19 protein-coding genes and 1 tRNA gene are annotated in these 19,201 nt (G+C 69.2%); 10 read left to right on the top strand and 10 right to left on the bottom strand.

What is annotated here, in order from left to right; all coding sequences use genetic code 11:
• Positions 1 to 34: 34 nt before the first annotated feature.
• Complete coding sequence (locus tag BC102111_RS06360) at positions 35 to 757, bottom strand: alpha-ketoglutarate-dependent dioxygenase AlkB (RefSeq protein ID WP_101623844.1); 723 nt, start codon at positions 755 to 757, stop codon at positions 35 to 37.
• Positions 758 to 765: 8 nt separating this feature from the next.
• Positions 766 to 1,974, bottom strand: a complete 1,209-nt coding sequence (locus BC102111_RS06355; protein ID WP_101623843.1) for an NAD(P)/FAD-dependent oxidoreductase — start codon at positions 1,972 to 1,974, stop codon at positions 766 to 768.
• A gap of 181 nt (positions 1,975 to 2,155) precedes the next feature.
• On the opposite strand from BC102111_RS06355, the gene BC102111_RS06350 reads away from it, so the two are divergent.
• A tRNA-Ala gene (locus tag BC102111_RS06350) sits at positions 2,156 to 2,228 on the top strand.
• Between the two features lie 156 nt (positions 2,229 to 2,384).
• Here the strand turns inward: BC102111_RS06350 and BC102111_RS06345 are convergent.
• The 3 genes from BC102111_RS06345 to BC102111_RS06335 form a co-directional block, all read right to left on the bottom strand.
• Positions 2,385 to 3,239 carry a nucleotidyl transferase AbiEii/AbiGii toxin family protein gene (locus tag BC102111_RS06345; protein ID WP_101623842.1) on the bottom strand — a complete coding sequence of 285 codons (855 nt, stop codon included), beginning with the start codon at positions 3,237 to 3,239 and terminating at the stop codon, positions 2,385 to 2,387.
• Complete coding sequence (locus tag BC102111_RS06340; protein WP_063249806.1) at positions 3,236 to 3,793, bottom strand: type IV toxin-antitoxin system AbiEi family antitoxin domain-containing protein; 558 nt, start codon at positions 3,791 to 3,793, stop codon at positions 3,236 to 3,238. The genes BC102111_RS06345 and BC102111_RS06340 overlap by 4 nt, the downstream gene beginning before the upstream one ends.
• Before the next feature lie 300 nt (positions 3,794 to 4,093).
• Complete coding sequence (locus tag BC102111_RS06335) at positions 4,094 to 4,762, bottom strand: DUF998 domain-containing protein (protein WP_101623841.1); 669 nt, start codon at positions 4,760 to 4,762, stop codon at positions 4,094 to 4,096.
• A 222-nt stretch (positions 4,763 to 4,984) separates the two neighbouring features.
• On the opposite strand from BC102111_RS06335, the gene BC102111_RS06330 reads away from it, so the two are divergent.
• Both BC102111_RS06330 and BC102111_RS17525 read left to right on the top strand, forming a co-directional pair.
• Complete coding sequence (locus BC102111_RS06330; protein ID WP_063249819.1) at positions 4,985 to 5,380, top strand: DoxX family protein; 396 nt, start codon at positions 4,985 to 4,987, stop codon at positions 5,378 to 5,380.
• A gap of 74 nt (positions 5,381 to 5,454) precedes the next feature.
• Complete coding sequence (locus tag BC102111_RS17525; RefSeq protein WP_144589076.1) at positions 5,455 to 5,718, top strand: hypothetical protein; 264 nt, start codon at positions 5,455 to 5,457, stop codon at positions 5,716 to 5,718.
• Between the two features lie 47 nt (positions 5,719 to 5,765).
• Here BC102111_RS17525 and BC102111_RS06325 read toward each other — a convergent pair whose 3' ends face one another.
• Positions 5,766 to 6,299, bottom strand: coding sequence for a YdeI/OmpD-associated family protein (locus BC102111_RS06325; RefSeq protein ID WP_101623840.1), 534 nt, complete (start codon positions 6,297 to 6,299; stop codon positions 5,766 to 5,768).
• Positions 6,300 to 6,515: 216 nt separating this feature from the next.
• Between BC102111_RS06325 and bioB the strand changes: the two genes are divergently transcribed.
• The 4 genes from bioB to bioD are packed head-to-tail and all read left to right on the top strand — an operon-like array spanning position 6,516 to position 10,999.
• Positions 6,516 to 7,709, top strand: a complete 1,194-nt coding sequence (bioB, locus tag BC102111_RS06320; protein ID WP_101623839.1) for a biotin synthase BioB — start codon at positions 6,516 to 6,518, stop codon at positions 7,707 to 7,709.
• Positions 7,702 to 9,024, top strand: coding sequence for an adenosylmethionine--8-amino-7-oxononanoate transaminase (locus BC102111_RS06315; RefSeq protein ID WP_101623838.1), 1,323 nt, complete (start codon positions 7,702 to 7,704; stop codon positions 9,022 to 9,024). The genes bioB and BC102111_RS06315 overlap by 8 nt, the downstream gene beginning before the upstream one ends.
• A complete protein-coding gene (locus tag BC102111_RS06310; protein WP_101623837.1) occupies positions 9,021 to 10,190 on the top strand; it encodes an aminotransferase class I/II-fold pyridoxal phosphate-dependent enzyme in 1,170 nt (389 codons plus the stop codon). Before BC102111_RS06315 ends, BC102111_RS06310 begins: the two co-directional genes overlap by 4 nt.
• Positions 10,187 to 10,999: an ATP-dependent dethiobiotin synthetase BioD gene (gene bioD, locus BC102111_RS06305; RefSeq protein WP_101623836.1), complete on the top strand. Its 813-nt coding sequence runs from the start codon at positions 10,187 to 10,189 to the stop codon at positions 10,997 to 10,999. The genes BC102111_RS06310 and bioD overlap by 4 nt, the downstream gene beginning before the upstream one ends.
• A gap of 31 nt (positions 11,000 to 11,030) precedes the next feature.
• On the opposite strand, the gene BC102111_RS06300 is transcribed toward bioD, so the two are convergent.
• From BC102111_RS06300 to BC102111_RS06290, 3 genes are read right to left on the bottom strand one after another with little or no spacing between them, the layout of a single operon-like run.
• The gene (locus BC102111_RS06300; RefSeq protein WP_101623835.1) at positions 11,031 to 12,548 is read right to left on the bottom strand and encodes a 3-hydroxyacyl-CoA dehydrogenase NAD-binding domain-containing protein; all 1,518 of its coding nucleotides are present in this window, start codon (positions 12,546 to 12,548) and stop codon (positions 11,031 to 11,033) included.
• Positions 12,545 to 13,456, bottom strand: coding sequence for a beta-keto acid cleavage family enzyme (locus BC102111_RS06295; RefSeq protein WP_009375510.1), 912 nt, complete (start codon positions 13,454 to 13,456; stop codon positions 12,545 to 12,547). The genes BC102111_RS06300 and BC102111_RS06295 overlap by 4 nt, the downstream gene beginning before the upstream one ends.
• A 12-nt stretch (positions 13,457 to 13,468) precedes the next feature.
• Positions 13,469 to 14,326 (bottom strand): TetR family transcriptional regulator, encoded by an 858-nt coding sequence (locus BC102111_RS06290; RefSeq protein WP_095375879.1) that lies wholly within the window; start codon positions 14,324 to 14,326, stop codon positions 13,469 to 13,471.
• 199 nt (positions 14,327 to 14,525) lie between these two features.
• Here BC102111_RS06290 and BC102111_RS06285 point away from each other — a divergent pair, with 199 nt between their 5' ends.
• On the top strand, positions 14,526 to 15,899 hold the full coding sequence (locus BC102111_RS06285; RefSeq protein WP_101623834.1) for a pyridoxal phosphate-dependent decarboxylase family protein: 1,374 nt from the start codon (positions 14,526 to 14,528) through the stop codon (positions 15,897 to 15,899).
• Between the two features lie 77 nt (positions 15,900 to 15,976).
• Here BC102111_RS06285 and yczE read toward each other — a convergent pair whose 3' ends face one another.
• Complete coding sequence (gene yczE / locus BC102111_RS06280) at positions 15,977 to 16,654, bottom strand: membrane protein YczE (RefSeq protein ID WP_009375518.1); 678 nt, start codon at positions 16,652 to 16,654, stop codon at positions 15,977 to 15,979.
• Between the two features lie 93 nt (positions 16,655 to 16,747).
• Between yczE and yczR the strand changes: the two genes are divergently transcribed.
• Positions 16,748 to 18,193 (top strand): MocR-like transcription factor YczR, encoded by a 1,446-nt coding sequence (gene yczR, locus BC102111_RS06275; RefSeq protein ID WP_232252581.1) that lies wholly within the window; start codon positions 16,748 to 16,750, stop codon positions 18,191 to 18,193.
• Positions 18,190 to 19,179: an arsenic resistance protein gene (locus BC102111_RS06270; RefSeq protein ID WP_101623833.1), complete on the top strand. Its 990-nt coding sequence runs from the start codon at positions 18,190 to 18,192 to the stop codon at positions 19,177 to 19,179. The genes yczR and BC102111_RS06270 overlap by 4 nt, the downstream gene beginning before the upstream one ends.
• Positions 19,180 to 19,201 lie beyond the last annotated feature (22 nt).

Genomic DNA, 19,201 nt, shown 5'->3' with positions numbered 1-19,201 from the left:
GTCGTGCCGGGCCAGCGTGGGTACGCCAGCGTGCTCAGTCGCGTCCGGTCGCGCGCATCGTGATGTTGATCCGGCCCCCGCCGAGGTCGTTCAGCTGTGCGCTCTCCGGCGCCGTTCCCGGGTGGATCCGCGTCACCCCGTGGTAGGCGAACCGGGCGGGTCCGCCGAAGACGAAGGCATCGCCCGAGCCGAGGCGGATGTCCTCATACGGCCGGTTCTTCGTCTCCGTGTTCCCGAAGCGGAATGTGCACGAGTCGCCCAGGGAGAGCGAGACGACCGGGGCGGGATCGTGCTCGTCCTTGTCCTGGTGCATCCCCATCTTCGCCGACCCGTCGTAGTAGTTGACGAGCGCGACATCGGGGGAGTACGCATCCGGGTCGAGACCCCAGGAGGCGGGCGCGGGGCCGGGGGAGTCGGGGTCGGCGGCGACCGCCTCGGCGGCGGCGGCGATGACCTGCCGACCCAGCCGGGTCATCCAGTCGGGGAACGGGAGGACGCGCTCATTGTTGACGTCCTTGGCCTGGCGGTCGTAGCGGCCGGGACGCCAATGCCAGCCGAGCCCGATCGTCGTCACGCTCATCGGGTGCCCGCGGATCGTCGTCGCGTGTGCCGGGACGGGTCCCGCGCGCCAGGCCGCGTACTGCCGAAGGATCCACGCCTGTGCCGCGTCGTCGAGGAATCCGGGGAGCCAGACCGCGCCCGGGGCGACGACCCGGGGCGCGCGGTCGAAGGCGTCGTCGGCGAAGAGGGAGTCCATCGCCGGGCTCAGAGCTCGGAGAGGGGCACCGCCTCGTCGGCGAGCTTCGCGGTGTCGACCTGCTTGCCGATGAGGGCGCGCAGCTCGTCGCTGACGTCCCAGATGTTGACGTTCATCGCCGCGGTGAGCGTGCCGTCCTTCGTCCAGAAGACGATGAACTCGCCGGAGTCCTTATCGCCGCGGATCGTCACCTCGTCCTCGCCGGAGCCGTGGCCGACGTACTCCATGCCGAGGTCGTACTGGTCGGTGAAGAAGTACGGCTCCCAGTCGTAGACGGCGGTGCCGCCCGTGAGCGTCGAGGCGGCGACGTCGGCCTGGCGCACCGCGTTGTCCCAGTGCTCGACGCGGATGCGGGAGTCGAGTCGGGTGTTGAAGGCGTTGGCGATGTCTCCGATGGCGAGCACGTTGCTCTCGCTCGTACGCATCCGCTCATCGGTGGGAACGCCGTTGTCGACGTCGATCCCGGCCGCCTGGGCGAGGTCGACGGTGGGGTCGGCCCCGATGCCGATGACGACGAGATCGGCGGGGATGTCTCCCTGCGTGGTCTGCGCGGTCTCGACGGCGCCGTCGCCGGTGAAGCCGGTGACCTCGGCGTCGCCGAAGAACGTCACCCCGTGGGAGACGTGGAGCTCTTCGAAGTACCTCCCCATCTCCTCACCGAGGACGGCCTTGAGCGGAGGGGCGTCGCGGACGACGACGGTGACCTCGGAGCCGTGGGAGCGGGCGGCAGCGGCGACCTCGAGTCCGATCCAGCCGCCGCCGACGATGACGACCTTCCGTCCCTCGCCGAACTGGGAGCGGATGGCGACGGCGTCACCGGCGCTGCGGAGCGTGTGGACGTTGGCGAGGTCGGTGCCGGGGACGTCGAGGGTGCGCGGGGTCGATCCGGTCGCGAGGATCGCCTGCCCGTAGGAGAGCTCATCGCCGGAGGCGAGGGTGACGGTCCGCGACGAGGTGTCGAGTTTGGTGGCCGCGTCGGCGAAGAACGTCTCGACGTCATGGGCGGCGTACCAGTCCTCGCCGCGCAGCTCGGAATCGCCGGGGTCGGTGTCCTCGAGCATGAGCTTCTTCGACAGGTCGGGACGGTAGTACGGGGGCAGGGAGTCGGCGCCGACGAGTGCGATCGTGCCGGCGAAGCCGTCGTTCCGCAGCGATTCGACGACCTGACCTCCGCCGATGCCGGCTCCGACGACGACGATTCCGAATTCCTGTGCCATGTCCGCTCCTTCTCAACAGTGGTGTCAGTCACAGCCTGTACTGCCGTGGGGTGAGAGTCAAACAGCGGATCGACATGGTGGGTTGTCTCGCAGGCCGCCCGTCCTCCCCAGGCTTCGCCGAGGCGGTCGTCACGTGATTTTGTGCAACACGGGTGGTCGGGGCTAAAGTTGATCCCTGTCAGGGGCTATAGCTCAGTTGGTAGAGCGCTTCGTTCGCAATGAAGAGGTCAGGGGTTCGATTCCCCTTAGCTCCACCCCATGAAGTGTCGCGACATCGTTCCTACGGTGTCGCGACACATTGCTCTTCTGTCGACAGAGATCACGGTTCGAAGCGGCGACAACGGGTTCTCTGTGGTTGCGACAGTCAGACCTCCAACGCTTCGACAGGCGCACAGGCGCTAAGTGCGAGCTTACGTGGTGTCTCCGAGATCGAATACAGGGTCGAGGTACGAAGACACCAGTGCCATCTGCTCATCGAGGTCCGCTTCGCAGACTGCTTCCAGTCGCTCCTTGCGACGCCACGCTGCCCATTTAGCCTGCCCGATCCGCCCGTAGCCGACGACGTGTGGCGCAACGGGTTCGAGGGTGACGCCGCGGTAGCGGGCAACGGCCAGAGCGGAGCGGAATAGCTCGTCACTGTCGATGCCCTGCCGGCCGAGCTGGACGATGTCGACGTAGTCGCGCCACCTCGTGCTCGTGATGCCCCGCTCCAGGATGGTGACGCCCTTCTCGGCGATCGTGGTTTCGGGTGCATAGCCGAAGAGCACGATCGGGTCTCCCAAAATGCGGTCGATGCGTACCTGCCGAGGCGCGGGCACTATCGGATCTCCGGTGGAGACATCCCACGGCGCGGTGCCCTTCCACGGTCCGATCGACGCACCGACCCGCACCCGGAAGCCTGGGTAGTCGGCGTGCTCGCGGATCTCCTGCACACTGAGCGAGCCGAGATCGAACGCTACCCCGTCGCCGGTCTCGATGGCATTGATGTCGTGGACGACCTCAATGAGGTGATCGGCGGTGACGTCGGCTCCGATGGCATTCGCGTCGGCGTCTTTGGTCGGACGACGTACACCGTAGGCGGCCAGCAGGATCCCGCCTTTGAGCACGAAGTCCTCGGCATGAGCAGTGCGGGAGAAGCGATCGAGGAACGATTCCAGCGTGTGCCGGATCAGATATTCCTGCGTCGGCGCACCTGTCCCAACCTTCGTGCCCGCGGCGCGTGCCGCGGATTGGACGCGGCGGAACACTTCATCGCCCGTACTCACGACAGCGCCTCCAAAGCCTGAAGCACGGGAGATTTCGCGCGAGGAAGCCGAGAGGAGATCTCCATGAGCCGAGCAGGTTTCCCGCCACGACGCAGCCACTCCTTCAGCGACTCCCGCGCCAGCTCATACCCGACCTCGCCCCGCAGTCGGAACGCGTCAGCGATCGATCGCTCAGGCGAATAGATCCGGATCGCCTGATCCGTGCCCGGAATCAGGATCTCCTCACGTCCGATGTCAAATGTGGACCGGTCGAACTGATGCCAGGCGATAGCACCATCGCTCGCCGGTGTGCGCGACCCACGCGGGATCGCGACATCCAAAGCGGCGGGGATCACATCTGTCAGATCGTGGTGAGCAAGTGCTGAGGCCAAACAGATCGTCGCATTCGGGCGACGAGCAGCGGCCTCGATCCAGTCCCAGTCCGCCGCAGCCGCATCCGCCGGAAGGTATATGCCCCGCGCGACTCGCGCCAGTCGCCCCTCGCGAACCGCACGGTACAGCCCGCTGCGTGACATGCCGGCTTCCTCGGCCGCGCTCGGCCTCAACGTCGCCATCGTCGCCACCCTTCAAATGATACAAACTGTATACACGTAAGCATATCTGATGACGAATTGTGCCACGACGGGCGGCCGAGAGGAAGCATGCGTCCAACCCGCCGCCAATGCCCCGTCGACGCGACCGATGGCAACCGGCAGGTGTGGCATCTGCCGGACCCGCATAGTGTTCATGGCCCGCCTGTGAACGCCGCCGACCGAGGGTTGCCTGCGACTCTTCGGGCCTCGTGCGGTTTGAGTCGTCGTCCAGTGCAGGACCGCCTGGCATGTGCGAGGGATCGGCCCTTCCCGACAATCGGGTCAGCGCACTGGTTCGTCCGAGGCGCCGATTTCGTGGTGACTGCGCTGGGCGAGAACGACGACGCCCACCGCGGCGGTCCATACGGTCAGTGTGTCGAACGAGAGGCGTTCGGCGATGCCGAAGCTCAGTCCCGGAATCGCGGCCCCGTCGAGCGCGAGAAGGAACGCTGCGAACCCGATGACCGAGACGATGACGGTCGCGATCGTCAGCCCTCGGAAGAGTCCGCGGCCGGCCGAGACGGCGAGGAGGATCATCGCCACCCACTGTGCGAGGGCCTGGATTGCGGCAGCACTGTCGTGGAGGCCCGGTTGGAGATCCCATGGCGCGAAGCCGACGACCACGACACAGGCCCCCACCACGGCCATGAGAATCGTCCCTACGCGACCGGATCGGCCGGACCAGCGTCCGTGGAGGAGGATAGCCCCGAGCGCCGTGAGGACACCGGAGGCGACCATGCCGATGTTGAACACGGCGAACCACGGTGAGCACACCTCTCGAGGCTGGCCGCCTTCGGTGAACAGGCCGCAGACGGTGACTCCGAGATCGCTGATCGCATTCGCCGTCACGGAGTAGCCCTGCGGCCACTGCACGGCGACGACGAGCTGGATCGGCAGAAGCACGGCACTGGCCACCCACAGTACGGCTCCGATGCGCCATCGCTGAGTCATCACGTCCCACCCTTCCGCCGGAGCATCCGAACCATCGCGCCGTGCTCGCCGGTGCGGCTCGACTGACCGTGGGGCTCCGATGGGTTCATCGTAGGGCACCGATCGGCGGCGGCACCCTTCCGACGCAGTCGGTGCGTGTCGTGTGGTGTCCGGTTCCGGCAAGGTGACTCGCCGGCGGGGAGGAGCGCGGAACATCGGCGGATCTCGGGCACAATCGTGTCCATGACCTTTTCACCAGGCAAGCGAGGGCGCGGAAGGTCGACGACTCCGCGCGCCCTCTTCATGAGCGGTCTTCTCGGCTTCGCCGGGACCATGCACTTCATCCGACCGCAGCCGTTCGATTCGATCGTTCCGCCCAGCCTCGGCAACCGGCGCGCCTGGACCTATGCCAGCGGCGTCGCCGAGATCGGCTGCGCGGCACTCCTCGCCGTTCCCGCCACCCGACGCCTCGGCGGTGCGGCGACGGCGGCGCTCATGGTCGCTGTGTATCCAGCCAACATCTACACCGTGGTCAAGCACTGGAAGTCACCGATGGGCCGCGCGATCGCGCTGGCCAGGCTGCCCCTGCAGATCCCGCTCGTGCAGATGTCATGGGCAATCGCCCGCAACGGCGACTGACTCCTTGGGAGTGGCTGTGACTGCGTATGAAAAGGCGACCGCGCAGTCTGTCTGCCCGGTGGTACTTATAGTCCATGGACATCGCGATCGCTTCCCCAGACGCGGATATCGTCTGCGCACAGTTAGCCGAGGTTGACGGATTTCGATTCGAATGCTGGGGAGAGCGGGCAGGACAGCGTCTTCCGGGTACGGTGCGTGTGCGGGACCTCGGGGAGCTCGACGAGGAGCTTGCCATGGCGGGCCTGCAGGCGATTCCGACCATCGCGATCGATGCGATGCGACGTGATCGCTCGAGGCCGGGCACGGTCTACGCGACGTCCGTGATCTCTGTCAGTTGATCTCAGGCAGGCGCGACGATGCTCCGCAGAATTGCTGTGATGCCGCCTCAGCTCAGACTGATGAGCTTTCCGCTCTTCGACAGCTCCGGATCCGTGCAGGACGACAGGTCGAAGCAGCACGGCCGACGCTTGCCGTTCTCGAGCTTGTCGATGGCAACGCCGACGCGCTTGGCGCGGGTCGCCTCGCTCTTCGTCGCCTTGATCCAGCGCACCCACTCCCAGCGGGCCATCGGGGTGAGGCTCTCCCAGATGTCATCGAGATCGCCGGCCTCATCGAGCGCCGACCGCAGATCCTCGGGAACGACGACCTCCGGCCACGCCTTGGTCGGGGTGAGCGAGACATGCACGGACTGACCGTCGCTCAGCCCCGTCTGGTCGTCGAGGTTGAGCCAGTGCCCCCTCATTCCGTCGGGTTCGACGACGGTAGGGAACTCTGCCCCGTCGACGACCGCCTCGGCGGCCACCTGACCGCGTGAGGGCAGCTCCGCACTGGCCTCGGCCGGCAACCGGACGAGGACGCGGTCGCCGAGGGTCTCCACCTCGGCGTCGAACGTGATCTCTGCCTGCTTCGTCGTCGTCATGGTTCTCCTCAAGTTGAACCGGATATGGGGGGGGGTGAGCCGCCCGGAGGCGGACGGATCTGACAACTCCAGGATAGCCTCGGCGGATCAGCGGGGACTTCTCGATTCCTGACGGATGCGGCCGGGCGCACGAGCTGTCAGGCCGTGGCACGGCAGCTGCATCGGAGATGCGAACTGTGAATTGACTTTTCCTGAACACTGTTCAATGATCTGGGCATGACGATGATGACGACTCTGGCCGAACGCGCCTGTGCCGGTGACCCTGCGACCGCCGAGGAAGCACTGACGATCCTCCGCTCCGCCGACGACGAACTCCTCGACCTCGTCGCCGCCGCCGGACGCGTCCGGCGGCACTTCTTCGGCCGATCGGTCAAGGTCAACTACCTCGTCAACCTCAAGTCGGGACTCTGCCCCGAAGACTGCGGCTACTGCTCACAGCGTTTGGGCTCGGACACCGAGATCCTCAAGTACTCGTGGCTGCCGGGCGACGAAGCCCGCCGGCAGGCGGAGTACGGGCTGGCCGGAGGCGCCTCCCGCGTCTGCCTCGTCGCCAGCGGCCGCGGCCCCTCGAACCGGGACGTCGACCGTGTCGCGGCGATGACCGAGGACATCAAGGCGCACAACCCCGACGTCGAGGTCTGTGCGTGTCTCGGCTTCCTCAAGGACGGTCAGGCCGAGCGTCTGCGCACCGCCGGGGTCGACGCCTACAACCACAACCTCAACACCGCGGAGTCGAACTATGCGGAGATCTGCTCGACCCACACCTTCGCCGACCGCGTCGACACCGTGCAGCAGGCACGCACGGCCGGACTCTCCCCGTGCTCGGGACTCATCGTCGGGATGGGGGAGTCGGATGAGCAGATCGTCGAGGCGATCCTCGCCCTGCGCGACCTCGACGCCGATTCGATCCCCGTCAACTTCCTCATCCCCTTCGAAGGCACGCCGTTGGCCGGCACCTACGAGCTCACCCCGCAGCACTGTCTGCGCATCCTCTGCGCCGTGCGGCTCATGTGCCCCGACAGCGAGCTGCGCATCGCCGGCGGACGGGAGATGCACCTGCGCACCCTCCAGCCGCTCGCCCTCCACGTCGCGAACTCCCTCTTCCTCGGCGACTACCTCACCAGCGAGGGACAGGACGCCGAAGCCGACCTCGACATGATCGTCGACGGCGGCTTCTCCATCATCGGTCACGAGAGCGCCGAGGCGCTGCGCGACCGGGTGCGCGCCGAGAAGGCCGCGCACACCGCCGCCTTCGGCGCACCGGAGCCGGCCGACGAGGCCGCACCCGCCTCGACCCTGCCGTGCGGGAAGACCGTCCCGAGCGGAGCCTCTGACGACGGCCGTGAAAACGTCCTCGTCCCGACCATCCGCCGTCGCGGCGCCGGCACCACGGTGTCACCGAATGCGTGAGACCGAGGAGGCCGCGAGCCTGCACTCGCGGGAGCAGGGACTGCTCTGGCATCCCTACGGGGCCCTGGCTGACGGGTCGCACTTCGCCGTCTCCGGGGCCACCGGCCCCCGCGTCGACCTCGTCGACCGGGACGGGGCGACGCTGAGCGCCCTCGACGGAATGAGCTCGTGGTGGTCCGTCGTCCACGGATACCGCAACCCGGTGATCGACGACGCCCTCGCCCGGCAGCTGCAGACCTTCTCCCACGTGATGTTCGGCGGGCTCACCCACGCCCCGGCCGTCGAACTCGCCGAACGCCTCGTCGCTGTCACCCCGAGCGGCCTCGACCACGTCTTCCTCGCCGACTCCGGTTCCGTGTCGATCGAGGTCGCCCTCAAACTCGCCGTCCAGTACCAGCAGGCACGCGGCCGTGACCGCGGCCGCTTCCTCGCCCTGCGCGGGGCCTACCACGGCGACACCACCGGCGCGATGAGCGTGTGCGACCCCATCGCGAGCATGCACGCAGACTTCCATGCCGTCCTCCGACCCCAGGTCTTCGCCCCGCTGCCCCCGGCTCCCGGCGCCGACGACGCCGAGGTCGACCAGTGGTGCGCGGCCATCGACGCCCTCTGCGACAGGCACGGCGACGAACTCGCCGGCATCATCGTCGAACCCCTGTTCCAAGGCGCCGGCGGGATGCGGCCCTACCATGTCCGTGCCCTCCAGCACCTCCACGCCCGGGCCCGCGACCTCGGCGCGGTCTTCATCGCCGATGAGATCGCGACGGGATTCGGGCGCACCGGGACCGCGTTCGCGTGCGACCGGGCAGGGATCACCCCGGACATCATGTGCCTCGGCAAAGCCCTCACCGGCGGGTACATGACCCTCGCCGCACTCATGTGCACCGGGGAGGTCGCCGAGGTGATCTCGGAGTCGAGCCGGCGCGCCCTCATGCACGGTCCGACCTTCATGGCCAACCCTCTGGCGTGCACCGCGGCCAGCGCCTCCCTCGACCTCCTCTTCGCCGAGGACGAGGACGGTGAGCCCGCATGGGCGCAGGCGATCGCGCGCCTCAACGAGGGACTGCGCACCCATCTGCGCCCCGCCGAGGCGCTGCCCGGGGTCGCCGATGTGCGCGTCGTCGGCGGCATCGGCGTCCTCGAGATGGACGAACCCGTCGACATCGACACGGTCACCCGTACCGCCGCCGCCCACGGTGTGTGGCTCCGCCCCTTCCGCACCCACATCTACACGATGCCGCCCTACATCGCGACGAGCTCCGACGTCGCACAGATCGCGAATGCGATGGTCGCCGCCGCAGGAGGCCGTCCATGACCGCAGCTCCGAGCGTCACCGTCCCCACCGGCACCGCCCCCTCGGACAACCGTATCCTCGCCCGCCTGCGCGAGCAGTCCGCGCAGCGCCATGCTCAGGGCCTCGACCGCGTCGACGCCGGCCCGCGCGGTCTCGACCTCGCCTCGAACGACTACCTCGGCCTCGCCGATCATCCCCGGGTCCGCGCCGCCGCCCACGAGGCGATCACCGCGCTCGGCACCTCGGCGCGGGCCTCCCGGCTCGTCACCGGAACCACGCAGGCCCACCGCGACGCCGAGGCGGCACTGGCCGAACTCACGGGCCGCGAGTCCGGGCTCGTCCTCTCCTCCGGATATGCGGCCAACCTCGCCGCCGTCACGGCGCTCAGCGGCCCCGACTGCCTCATCGTCTCCGACGCCCACAACCACGCCTCCCTCATCGACGCGTGCCGCCTCTCCCGGGCATCCGTCCAGCGCACACCGCATCTCGACCTGGCAGCGACCGAACGGGCACTCGCCGAGCGGAACTGCCCCGAGGCGATCGTCCTCGTCGAATCCGTCTACTCCGTCCTCGGCGACACCCCCGACCTCCCCGCACTCCTCGAGCTGTGCCGGACCCACGACGCCCTCCTCATCATCGACGAGGCGCACGGCCTCGGCGTCGTCGGCGAGGGACGCGGCGCTTCCCGGTCGCTCGGCGAGGACGACCGCGTCATCGTCACGGCCACCCTGTCGAAGGCGCTCGGCTCACAAGGCGGAGCGGTGCTCGGACCCGCGACCATGCGCGACGCCCTCGTCAACACCGCGCGGACGTTTATCTTCGACACCGGACTCGCCCCCGCGGCCGCGGCCGCCGCGACGGCGGCGCTCCGACTCATCGCCGCGGGAGAGGCGCCGGTCGAGGGCCTAGCCGAGAATCGGCGCCGGCTGACCGCGGCCCTGGGAATAGCCGAACCGGTCGGAGCGGTCGCCTCCCTGCCGATGCCGTCGGCATCGACCGCTGTCGCCGCCCGGGACGAGATCGCCCGCCGCGATGTCAGCGTCGGCTGCTTCCGGCCTCCATCCGTGCCCGACGGCATCTCCCGACTGCGCATCACGTGCCGGGGAGACCTGAGCACGGAGCAGATCGATGACGCGGCCGCCCTCATCCGCACCGTCGCCGACGCCGCGGCAACCGAGACCCGATGAACCGCTACGTCGTCGTCACCGGCACCGACACGGGGGTGGGCAAGACCGTGGCCACCGCGGCCCTCGCGGTGCGTCTGCGCCGGGCCGGCCACCGAGTGCATATCCGCAAACCGGCCCAGACCGGACTGGTCGCCGCCACCGATTCGCGCCGCAGTTCCCTCGAAGCCTCGTACACCGACGTCGTCACCTGCGGGGACGCCGAGATCGCCGCACGCCTCTCCGGGGCACCGTCGTCGACGGCGGTGACCCAAACGCTGCCCATGGCTCCCGCGGCGGCCGCGGAGCATGAGGGCGTGGTCCTGCCGACGCCGCGAGACCACGCCGAGGCGATCGTTTCGCTCGCGCACCGCATGACCGAGGAGGCGGGGGTGGGGGAGGCCGCGTCAGGGGCGGCTGCCGTCGGGCCCGGACGGCCCGGGCCCTCCGCGCATAGGGACAGCGTCATCCTCGTCGAAGGGGCCGGAGGTCTGCTCGTCGACCTCGGCGGGGGAGGCACCCTGGCCGACATCGCCGCAGAACTCGCCGACCTCGACCCGGCGGCGGGCCTGGCCGTCATCGTCGTCGTCCGCACCGGACTCGGCACCCTCAACCACACGGCGCTCACCTGTGAGGCGCTGCGCACCCGGGGCCTGCCCGTGAGCGGCATCGTCCTCGGCTCCTGGCCGGGGAATCCCACCCCGGTGGAGGTGGACAACCGGCGTCGACTCGGGGAGTACGGGCCGGTCATCGGCGCCGTCTCGGACGGCGCGGGCACGCTCGACCCGGAGGCGTTCGCCGCCGCGGCCCCGGCTTGGACGGCGTTCGACTGACCAACCCAGGCCGGTCGAACGCCGTCACCGGTCAGCCGACGCTGCGCCCGCTCCATTCCGGGGTGGAGCGGGCCACCTCGGCGATGCGACCGGCGATCTCAGTCGGGAACCCGACGGCCCGGTCCGCGTTCTGGTCGACGTGGAGGGCGAGGATCTCCTCGGTCGCGACGACCCGGTCGTCGACGAGCATCTCGTAGGCGAGATGAAGCTTCTTCGCCCCCGCCGAGACGAGCTGTGGGCGCACAGTCAGCGTCGCCCCGAGCGAGACCTCGTCGAGGTAGCGGATATGCGACTCGACGGTGTAGAGGGAGCAGCCGCTCGCCTTACGATAGGCGGCGTCGAGGCCGAGCTCGTCCATGACCTGATCGGTCGCGAAGCCGAAGACGAGGACGTAGTACGCCTCGGAGAGGTGCCCGTTGTAGTCGATCCACTCCTCACGCACCGGCGTCGAATAGTCGGCGAGCTGCCGACCCCGAGCAGTCGCTGTCGCCGAAGCCGTGGCAGCTTCCGCCGTCGAGGCACTGACCGCTTCGGTCGCCGAGGCGGCGGCCGACTCCGGAGGCTCCGGAACGTCTGGTGCATCCGGAGCAGCCGACGTCGGCCTGTCCGCGGTGAGCCTCCGCAGGGCGACGATGCCGGCATCGCGTTCGGCGACGAGATCGGCGATCGACCGCTGGTCGGCCTCGTCCTCGCACCCGGCGACGACGGCGTCGCGCAGATTCGTCGTCAGCTCGGGGGCCTCGAGCCTCGTCCACGGGGACTTGAGCGAGGGCCCGAAGTGGTCGAGCATGTGCCCCATCCCGCCGGGCCCGCCGGCGAGGTGGAAGGTGAGCATCGGCCCGTGGAACGGCCAGCGCAGGCCGGGTCCGTCCGTGATCGACCGGTCGATCTGCTCGACGCTCGCCTCACCGGCTGCGACCATGTGCAGGGCCTCGCGCCACTGCGCCTCCTGGAGGCGGTTGGCGATGAACCCCGGCACCTCACGGTCCATGCGGATGACGGACTTCCCGATGAGGTCGTAGAACTCCGCTGCCCAGTCGACGGCCGCGGGCGCGGTCGCCTCACCGCCGACCACCTCGACGAGGGGGATGAGGTAGGGCGGATTGAACGGATGCCCGACGACGAAGCGTTCGGGGCGGGCCACCTCGGTGGCCATCTCCGTCATCGCGTACCCCGATGTCGAGGATCCGACGACCACCGAGGCGGGGGTGAGGGCATCGATGTCGGCGAGCAGCTGCCGTTTAAGGTCGAGGTTCTCCGGGGCCGACTCCTGGACGAAGTCGGTGCCCGCCAGCGCCTCGGCGAGGTCGGTGTGGATCGTCCATGCCGCCTTGTCGGCGCCGTCGACCATATCGAGTTCGGCCAGGGCGGGCCAGGCGGCGTCGATGAGCTGGGTGAGCCTGACCCCGGCGTTCGGGTCGGGGTCCCACACCTTGACAGTGAAGCCGCGGGCGAGGAAGTACGCGGCCCACCCGCCGCCGATCGTGCCCGCCCCGATGCACGTGATCGTGCGGACGGAGCCTGGGTCGGGGAAGTAGGTGTCAGTCACAGATCGGCTCCCTTCGCGGTCGGGGTCTGCACACGGAGATCGAGGATCTCGCGCGCCTCGGCGGGGGTGGCGACCTCGGCCCCGAGGTCCTCGATGATCGAGACGGCACGGTCGGTGAGCGCCTCGTTCGTCGCCTTGACGCCCTTGGAGATGTAGAGGTTGTCCTCGAGGCCGACGCGGGCGTGACCGCCGGCGAGGACGGACTGCGCGACCCACGGAAGCTGGTTGCGTCCGATCGCGAACGACGTGAACTCGGCCCCCTTCGGCAGGAGATGGACCATCGCCTGGAGGAGGCCGGCATCGACCGGGGCGCCGTAGGGGATGCCCATGCACAGCTGGTAGAGCGGCGGCGGATCGATGAGCCCCTCCTCGACGAGGACGTTGGCGAACCAGAGGTTGCCGGTGTCGAAGATCTCGAGCTCGGGGCGGACGCCGAGGGTCTGGATCTTCTTCGACCCCTCGCGAAGCATGTCGGGGGTCGAGACGTAGAGATTCGAGCCCTCACCGAAGTTGAGCGAACCGCAGTCGAGGGTGCAGATCTCCGGCAGCAGCTCCTCGACATGGGGGAGACGCTCGAGGGCATTGACGAGATCGGTGCCGGGCATGTGCGTCGTCGGATCCTGCGGGTCGATGACGAGGTCACCGCCCATGCCGGCGGTGAGGTTGATGACCGGGTCGACGTCGGAGGCGCGGATGAGGCGGACGACCTCCCGGTAGTAGGCGACCTCCCGCGAGCCCTGCTTGGTCTCGAGGTCGCGGACGTGGATGTGGACGACCGAGGCGCCCGCGCGGGCGGCGGCGATCGCATCGGCGGCGATCTCCTCGGGGGTGACCGGGACGTGCTCGCTCTTGCCCGTCGTGTCGCCGGCGCCGGTGACGGCGCACGTGAGGATGACCTTGCGATTCATGATGACTCCTCGTCAGTCGGTGGATGGATCGGTTGTGTCGGGCGCGATGATCGCCCGCTGCACGTAGTCCTCGAGACGGTCACGGAACGTCGGGACGTCCATGATCCCGGTGACGACCTTGATGCCGAGTCCGTCGAGGACGGAGGTGAGCTCGTCGGTCATCGGTCCGGAGTCTCCGGGACGGAACACTCCGCGGGCCTGGCCGTCCTCGATCGTCGCCCGCACCGTGCGCGACCACCGGTCGTAGCCGGCCGGATAGGCCGATTCGTCGGGATCCTCGACGGCGAGGCGGCTCCACGTCTGGATCCAGATCGACCACTCGCTGCGGGCGCGGGGACCGATCGGGGACTGCAGCTCGAGGAGCCGCTCGAGGCGACGCCTGGGGGAGACGATCTCATCGAGCCACGCGACCTGCCGGTCGAAGGCGAGCTTGACCGAGAACTCGAGGGTGGCGTCGAAGAGCTCGGACTTGCCGTCGAAGTGGTAGTGCACGGCCGCGCTCGAGACCCCGGCCGCCTCGGCGATGTCGGCGATGCGCACCGCGTCGTAGCCGCGGCGGGCGAAGAGATCCCAGGCGGTTTCGACGATGAGACGCCGCGGCGAATCCGGATCGACTGCGGCGGCCGGGGCCGCGTCGCGCAGCCCGGTCGGCACGGCCGAGACCGTCGATTCGTCTCCGAGCAGCCAGCGCACCGTCACCCCGGTCGCCGTGGCGAGGCCGAGGAGCTCTTCGGCGGTGAACCTGCGCCGACCCGAGAGCGACTTCGACAGCTTCGTCTCGTCGATGCCGATGACTCGAGCGAGATGACGCTGCGACAGTCCGCTCTCGGCGACGGACTCCCGTGCTCGAGCGGCGATCGTGGCGGCCATGCTCCGAACCTACCCGAGCCCCTGCGGGAATCGCAAGCATATGTGATGAGAAGTCAGAACTTGCGATCGGTGGATTCGGGAATCGCCGGGCGGTCGCGGTCCGGTGGTCGGTCGTTCCGGGTTGCGTTCGCCCCGCCGACCTCCCGCAGCGGATATCCTCGAACGGATGAACACCACGCACTCACCCTCGGAGGCACCCATGGACACCGATCTCCACTCCCGCATGCACGTCGTCTCCGATGAGACCCAGAACCTCGTCAACCTCGTCCTCGACTACTCCCGACGCCGGACCCTGTCCGTCGACACCCCGCTCGACCATCCGATGAAGGATTCCGAGCTCACCCGCCTCGCCGGTCCGACGATCAGCGAGGAGGGCGTGGGATCGGCGCGGGCGCTGGCGATCTTCGAGCACATCTTCGCTCCCGCCTGCATCACCACCGACCACCCGAAGTACCTCTCCTTCATCCCCAGCGCACCGACGAAGGCCGCCGTCGCCTTCGACCTCGTCGTCTCCGCCAGCGCCCTCTACGGCGGATCGTGGCTCGAGGGCGCCGGAGTCGTCCACGCCGAGAACGAGGTCCTCTCGTGGCTCGCCGCCGAGTTCGGTCTGCCGAAGACCGCGGGCGGCGTCTTCGTCCAGGGCGGGACGATCGGCAATCTCTCCGCCCTCGTCGCCGCCCGTGAGGCCCAGAAGGCGAAACTCGGGGACAAGCGCCCCGGCCGCTGGGTCATCGTCTGCAGCGCCGAGGCGCATTCCTCCGTGGCCTCGGCCGCCGCCGTCATGGACGTCGACGTCGCGCCCGTTCCCACCGACGACGACGGCATCCTCCGCCCCGACGGGGTGCGTGCGGCCCTCGAGGAGCACGGCGACGCCGTCATCGCCGTCGTCGCGACCTCGGGCACGACGAACTTCGGGACGATCGACGACATCGCGGGCATCGCCGCCTTGAAGAAGGAGTTCGACTTCTGGCTCCACATCGACGGCGCCTACGGCCTCGCGGCGATGCTCTCCCCGCTGGCCAAGCACAAGTTCGCCGGCGTCGAGGATGCCGACTCGGTCATCGTCGACCCGCACAAGTGGCTCTTCGCCCCCTTCGATGCCTGTGCGCTCATCTACCGCGACCCGCGCAACGGGCGCCGCGCCCACACCCAGCACGCCGAGTACCTCGACACGCTCACCGAATCCGACGAGTGGAGCCCCTCGGACTATGCGATCCAGCTCACCCGCCGGCCCCGCGGCCTGCCGCTGTGGTTCTCCCTGGCCAGCTATGGGGCGGAGACCTACCGGGCGGCGATCAGCCATTCGATCGAGCTTGCCCGCGAGATCAGCACCGAGATCAGGAAGCGGCCCAACCTCCGCCTCGTCCGCGACCCCGAGCTCTCGGTCGTCGTCTTCGAACGCGTCGGCTGGGAGCGCGCGGACTACGATGCGTGGTCGGACCGGCTTCTCGAAGAGCAGCGGGCCTTCGTCGTGCCCAGCTCGCACAAGGGCAAGCCGAATGCGCGGTTTGCGATCGTCAATCCGCTGACAACCTTCGACGACCTCGTCGTCATCCTCGACACGATGGAATGAGGCTCATCGGCACCGTGCGTGCCCGATGACGACGGCGACCGGCCGGGTGCCCGCAACGGGCACCCGGCCGGGGCCGTTCACTCGTCGGGCGAGGCCGTGCGGCGGGGGCGGAGTGCGACGGTGAAGAAGGGCAGCAGTGCCTGGGTGATCGGTCCGATGCTCACGGCGTAGAGGGCGGTGCCGATGCCGACGACTCCGCCGAGCGCCCAACCGACGGCGACGACGGTGACCTCGATGAGTGTGCGCACGAGGCGGATCGAGCGTCCCGTGACGCGGGAGAGGCCGGTCATGAGGCCGTCGCGGGGTCCGGGCCCGAGCTGAGCCCCGATGTACATCGCCGAGGCGACGCCGTTGAGGACGACCCCTGCGACGAGGAGGACGATGTTCCACCCCAGCGCCTCGGGGCGGGGGAGGAAGAGGAGCGTGAGGTCGAGCGCGGGACCGATGCTCAGCGCATTGAGCACGGTGCCGAGCCCTGGCTGCTGTCGCAGCGGGATCCAGGCGAGGAGGACGAGCACCGAGGTGATCGTGATGATCGTGCCGAAGGTGAGCGGGACGTGGCGGAGGATCCCCGAGTGGAGGACGTCCCAGGGGATCATGCCGAGACCGGAGACGACGACCATCGCCATCGACGCGCCGTAGAGGTAGAGGCCGACGACGAGCTGGAGAAGCCGGCGGGGGAGTCGGCCGCCTCGGAGCTGTTCGAGGGGACCGGCGTTCGCCAGTTCCCGGCGCTGCGGTGGAGTCGTGGGCATGGAGTGCTCTTTCGGTGGGGTCTGTGGTCTCGTCACCCCATCATGGACCGGATTGGCATTGCGAAAAAGAGCCAATTGCAGGAAAGTGGTTCCATGACGACGATGAGCGCCCGACGACTCGCAGCCATCATCGGCACGGGTCCGTGGCCCGCCCCGGCCTACGACTCCCTGGCCGGGACGATCGCCCACGCCATCACCGACGGCCGCGTTCCCGTCGGCGTGCGCCTGCCGAGCGAACGGGAGCTCGCCGCGGCGCTCGGCCTGTCGCGGACGACGTCGACGCGGGCCTATGCGCAGCTGCGCGAACTCGGCTACGTGCGCACCCGCCGCGGTTCGGGCAGTCTCGTCGAACTGCCGCAGGTGCCCGGCGGCAGGATCGATCACCTCCTCTCACCGACTGGTCCCGCCGCCGACGGGATCGACCTCACGTGCACCGCCACCGTCGCCCCGATCGGACTCCTCGACGCCTACGAGCGGGCGCTCGCCCAGCTCCACGCGTACCTTCCCGGCACGGGGTACTACCCCTCGGGGATCCCGCAGCTGCGCGAACTCATCGCCGACCGGTACACCCGCCGCGGCCTGCCCACCCGTCCCGACGACATCCTCATCACCTCCGGGGCGCTCGGTGGTGCCGCCATCGGCATCCGCGCGCTGCTCAACGGCAGCGGCGGCGTGCTCGTCGAGAGTCCGAGCTACCCGAATGCGATCGCGACGATCGCCGCCGCCGGCGCCCGCATCGTGCCCTATCCGCTCGAGATCACCGAGGCGGGACACCACTGGGACGTCGCGGCGATGGGGCAGACGATGCGCGAGGGACGCGTGCGCGCCGCCTATCTCATCCCCGACTTCCACAACCCCACCGGTGCCCTCATGCCGAGCGACCAGCGCGCCGAGCTCGCCGAAGAACTCACCCGCTCCTCCGTCGTGCCTGTCATCGACGAATCCCTCGTCGACCTCGGACTCGACGGGACACCGCCGCAGACCCCACTCGGTGCATTCGCGCCCGACGCGATCTCCGTGGGGAGCATGAGCAAGGTCTTCTGGGGCGGCCTGCGCATCGGCTGGATGCGGGTGCCCGCGTCCCGAATGGACGACGCCGCGGCCGTGCGCCTCACCCTCGACCTCGGGGCACCGGTGCTCGAACAGCTCGTCGCCGCAGAGCTGCTCGGCGCCGACGACGCGATCCTCACGCAGATGCGCGCCCGCCTCGCCGTCGCCCGTGACCGACTCGTCGACGACCTCCGGGCGCTCCTGCCGAGCTGGCACGTCGTCGTCCCGTCCGGGGGCATGGCCCTGTGGGTGCGCCTGCCCGAGGAGCGCTCCGGAGCCCTCGTCTCCGCTGCGCTCGCGCATGGGCTCACGCTCGCCTCAGGGCCGAACTTCGCCCCCGCCGGTGGTCTCGACCGCTGGATCCGCGTGCCCTTCACCGTCGCCGAGGCGGAGCTTGCCGACGTCGCCCCCCGCCTGGCCGCGGCGTGGGAGGATGCACAGGCGATGCCCGATCCGCGCCCAGCCGATCGCGCGCGGATCGTCGCATGAGCACCGGCGCGGCTGCCGTCTCGGAGTGGCTGACCCGGCATACGGCGCCGGCCTGTCTCGGTGCCATCGTCATCGGCGTGCTGCTCGGCAGGCTCGTTCCCGGCGCCGGCGAGGCGGCTTCAGTCCTCGTCACACCGGCCCTGGTCGTCCTCCTCGTCACGACGTTCACCGAGATCCCGCTCGAACGGCTCAGCGGGAGGCGCGGTGGGGGACGCTTCGCCGTCACCGTCCTCGTACTCAACTTCGTCCTCGTCCCCCTCGTCGTCGCGGGCCTTCACTGGGCGATCCCGCTGCCGAGCACGATCGTCGTCGCCGTCCTCATCGTCCTCCTCGCCCCGTGCATCGACTACGTCATCGTCTTCACCGGCCTCGCCGGCGGCGCAAGCGCACGCCTGCTCGCGCTCACCCCCGTTCTCATGGTCGTCCAGATCGTCCTCCTTCCGGTCTGGCTGCGCCTCATCATCGGTGAGCGTGCGACCGTGCTCATCACCCCGGGCCCGTTCCTCGCAGCCCTCGTCACCTTCATCGTCGTCCCCCTTCTCGCCGCGCTCGTCCTCCGTCTGCTCGCCCGCCGCTCGGCCGTTGCCCGACGCACCCTGAGCGTCAGCGAGCACGTGATGATGCCGGTCATGCTCCTCACGCTCATCGTCATCGCCGCCGCCGAGGTGCGCACCGTCCTGCCGTACCTGCCCGACCTCGGACCGGCGGTCCTCGCCTGCGTCCTCTTCGCAGCCGTCATGGTCGGCCTCGGGTGGGCCATCGGCCGGGTGGTGCTCGCCGACGGAGGAGAGAGGCGAGCGCTCGTCTTCACCGGGGTGACCCGCAACTCCCTCGTCGTGCTTCCGCTCGTCCGCGCCGTCGATCGTGAGGGACCCGGCACGGCCGCCGTCGTCACGCAGACCCTCGTCGAACTCGTCGTCATGGCTGTCCTCGTCTGGCTCGTCCCGCGGATGGTCCCCTCAACTGCGATGTCCGAAAACCGCTAGCACTGGTCTCCTGGGAGGAGCA

Origin of the sequence: Brevibacterium casei CIP 102111, assembly GCF_900169275.1 — a bacterium.
GTDB lineage: Bacteria > Actinomycetota > Actinomycetes > Actinomycetales > Brevibacteriaceae > Brevibacterium > Brevibacterium casei.
The sequence above is the reverse complement of the archived record's forward strand: the minus strand, read 5'-3'. Positions and strand labels throughout refer to the sequence as shown.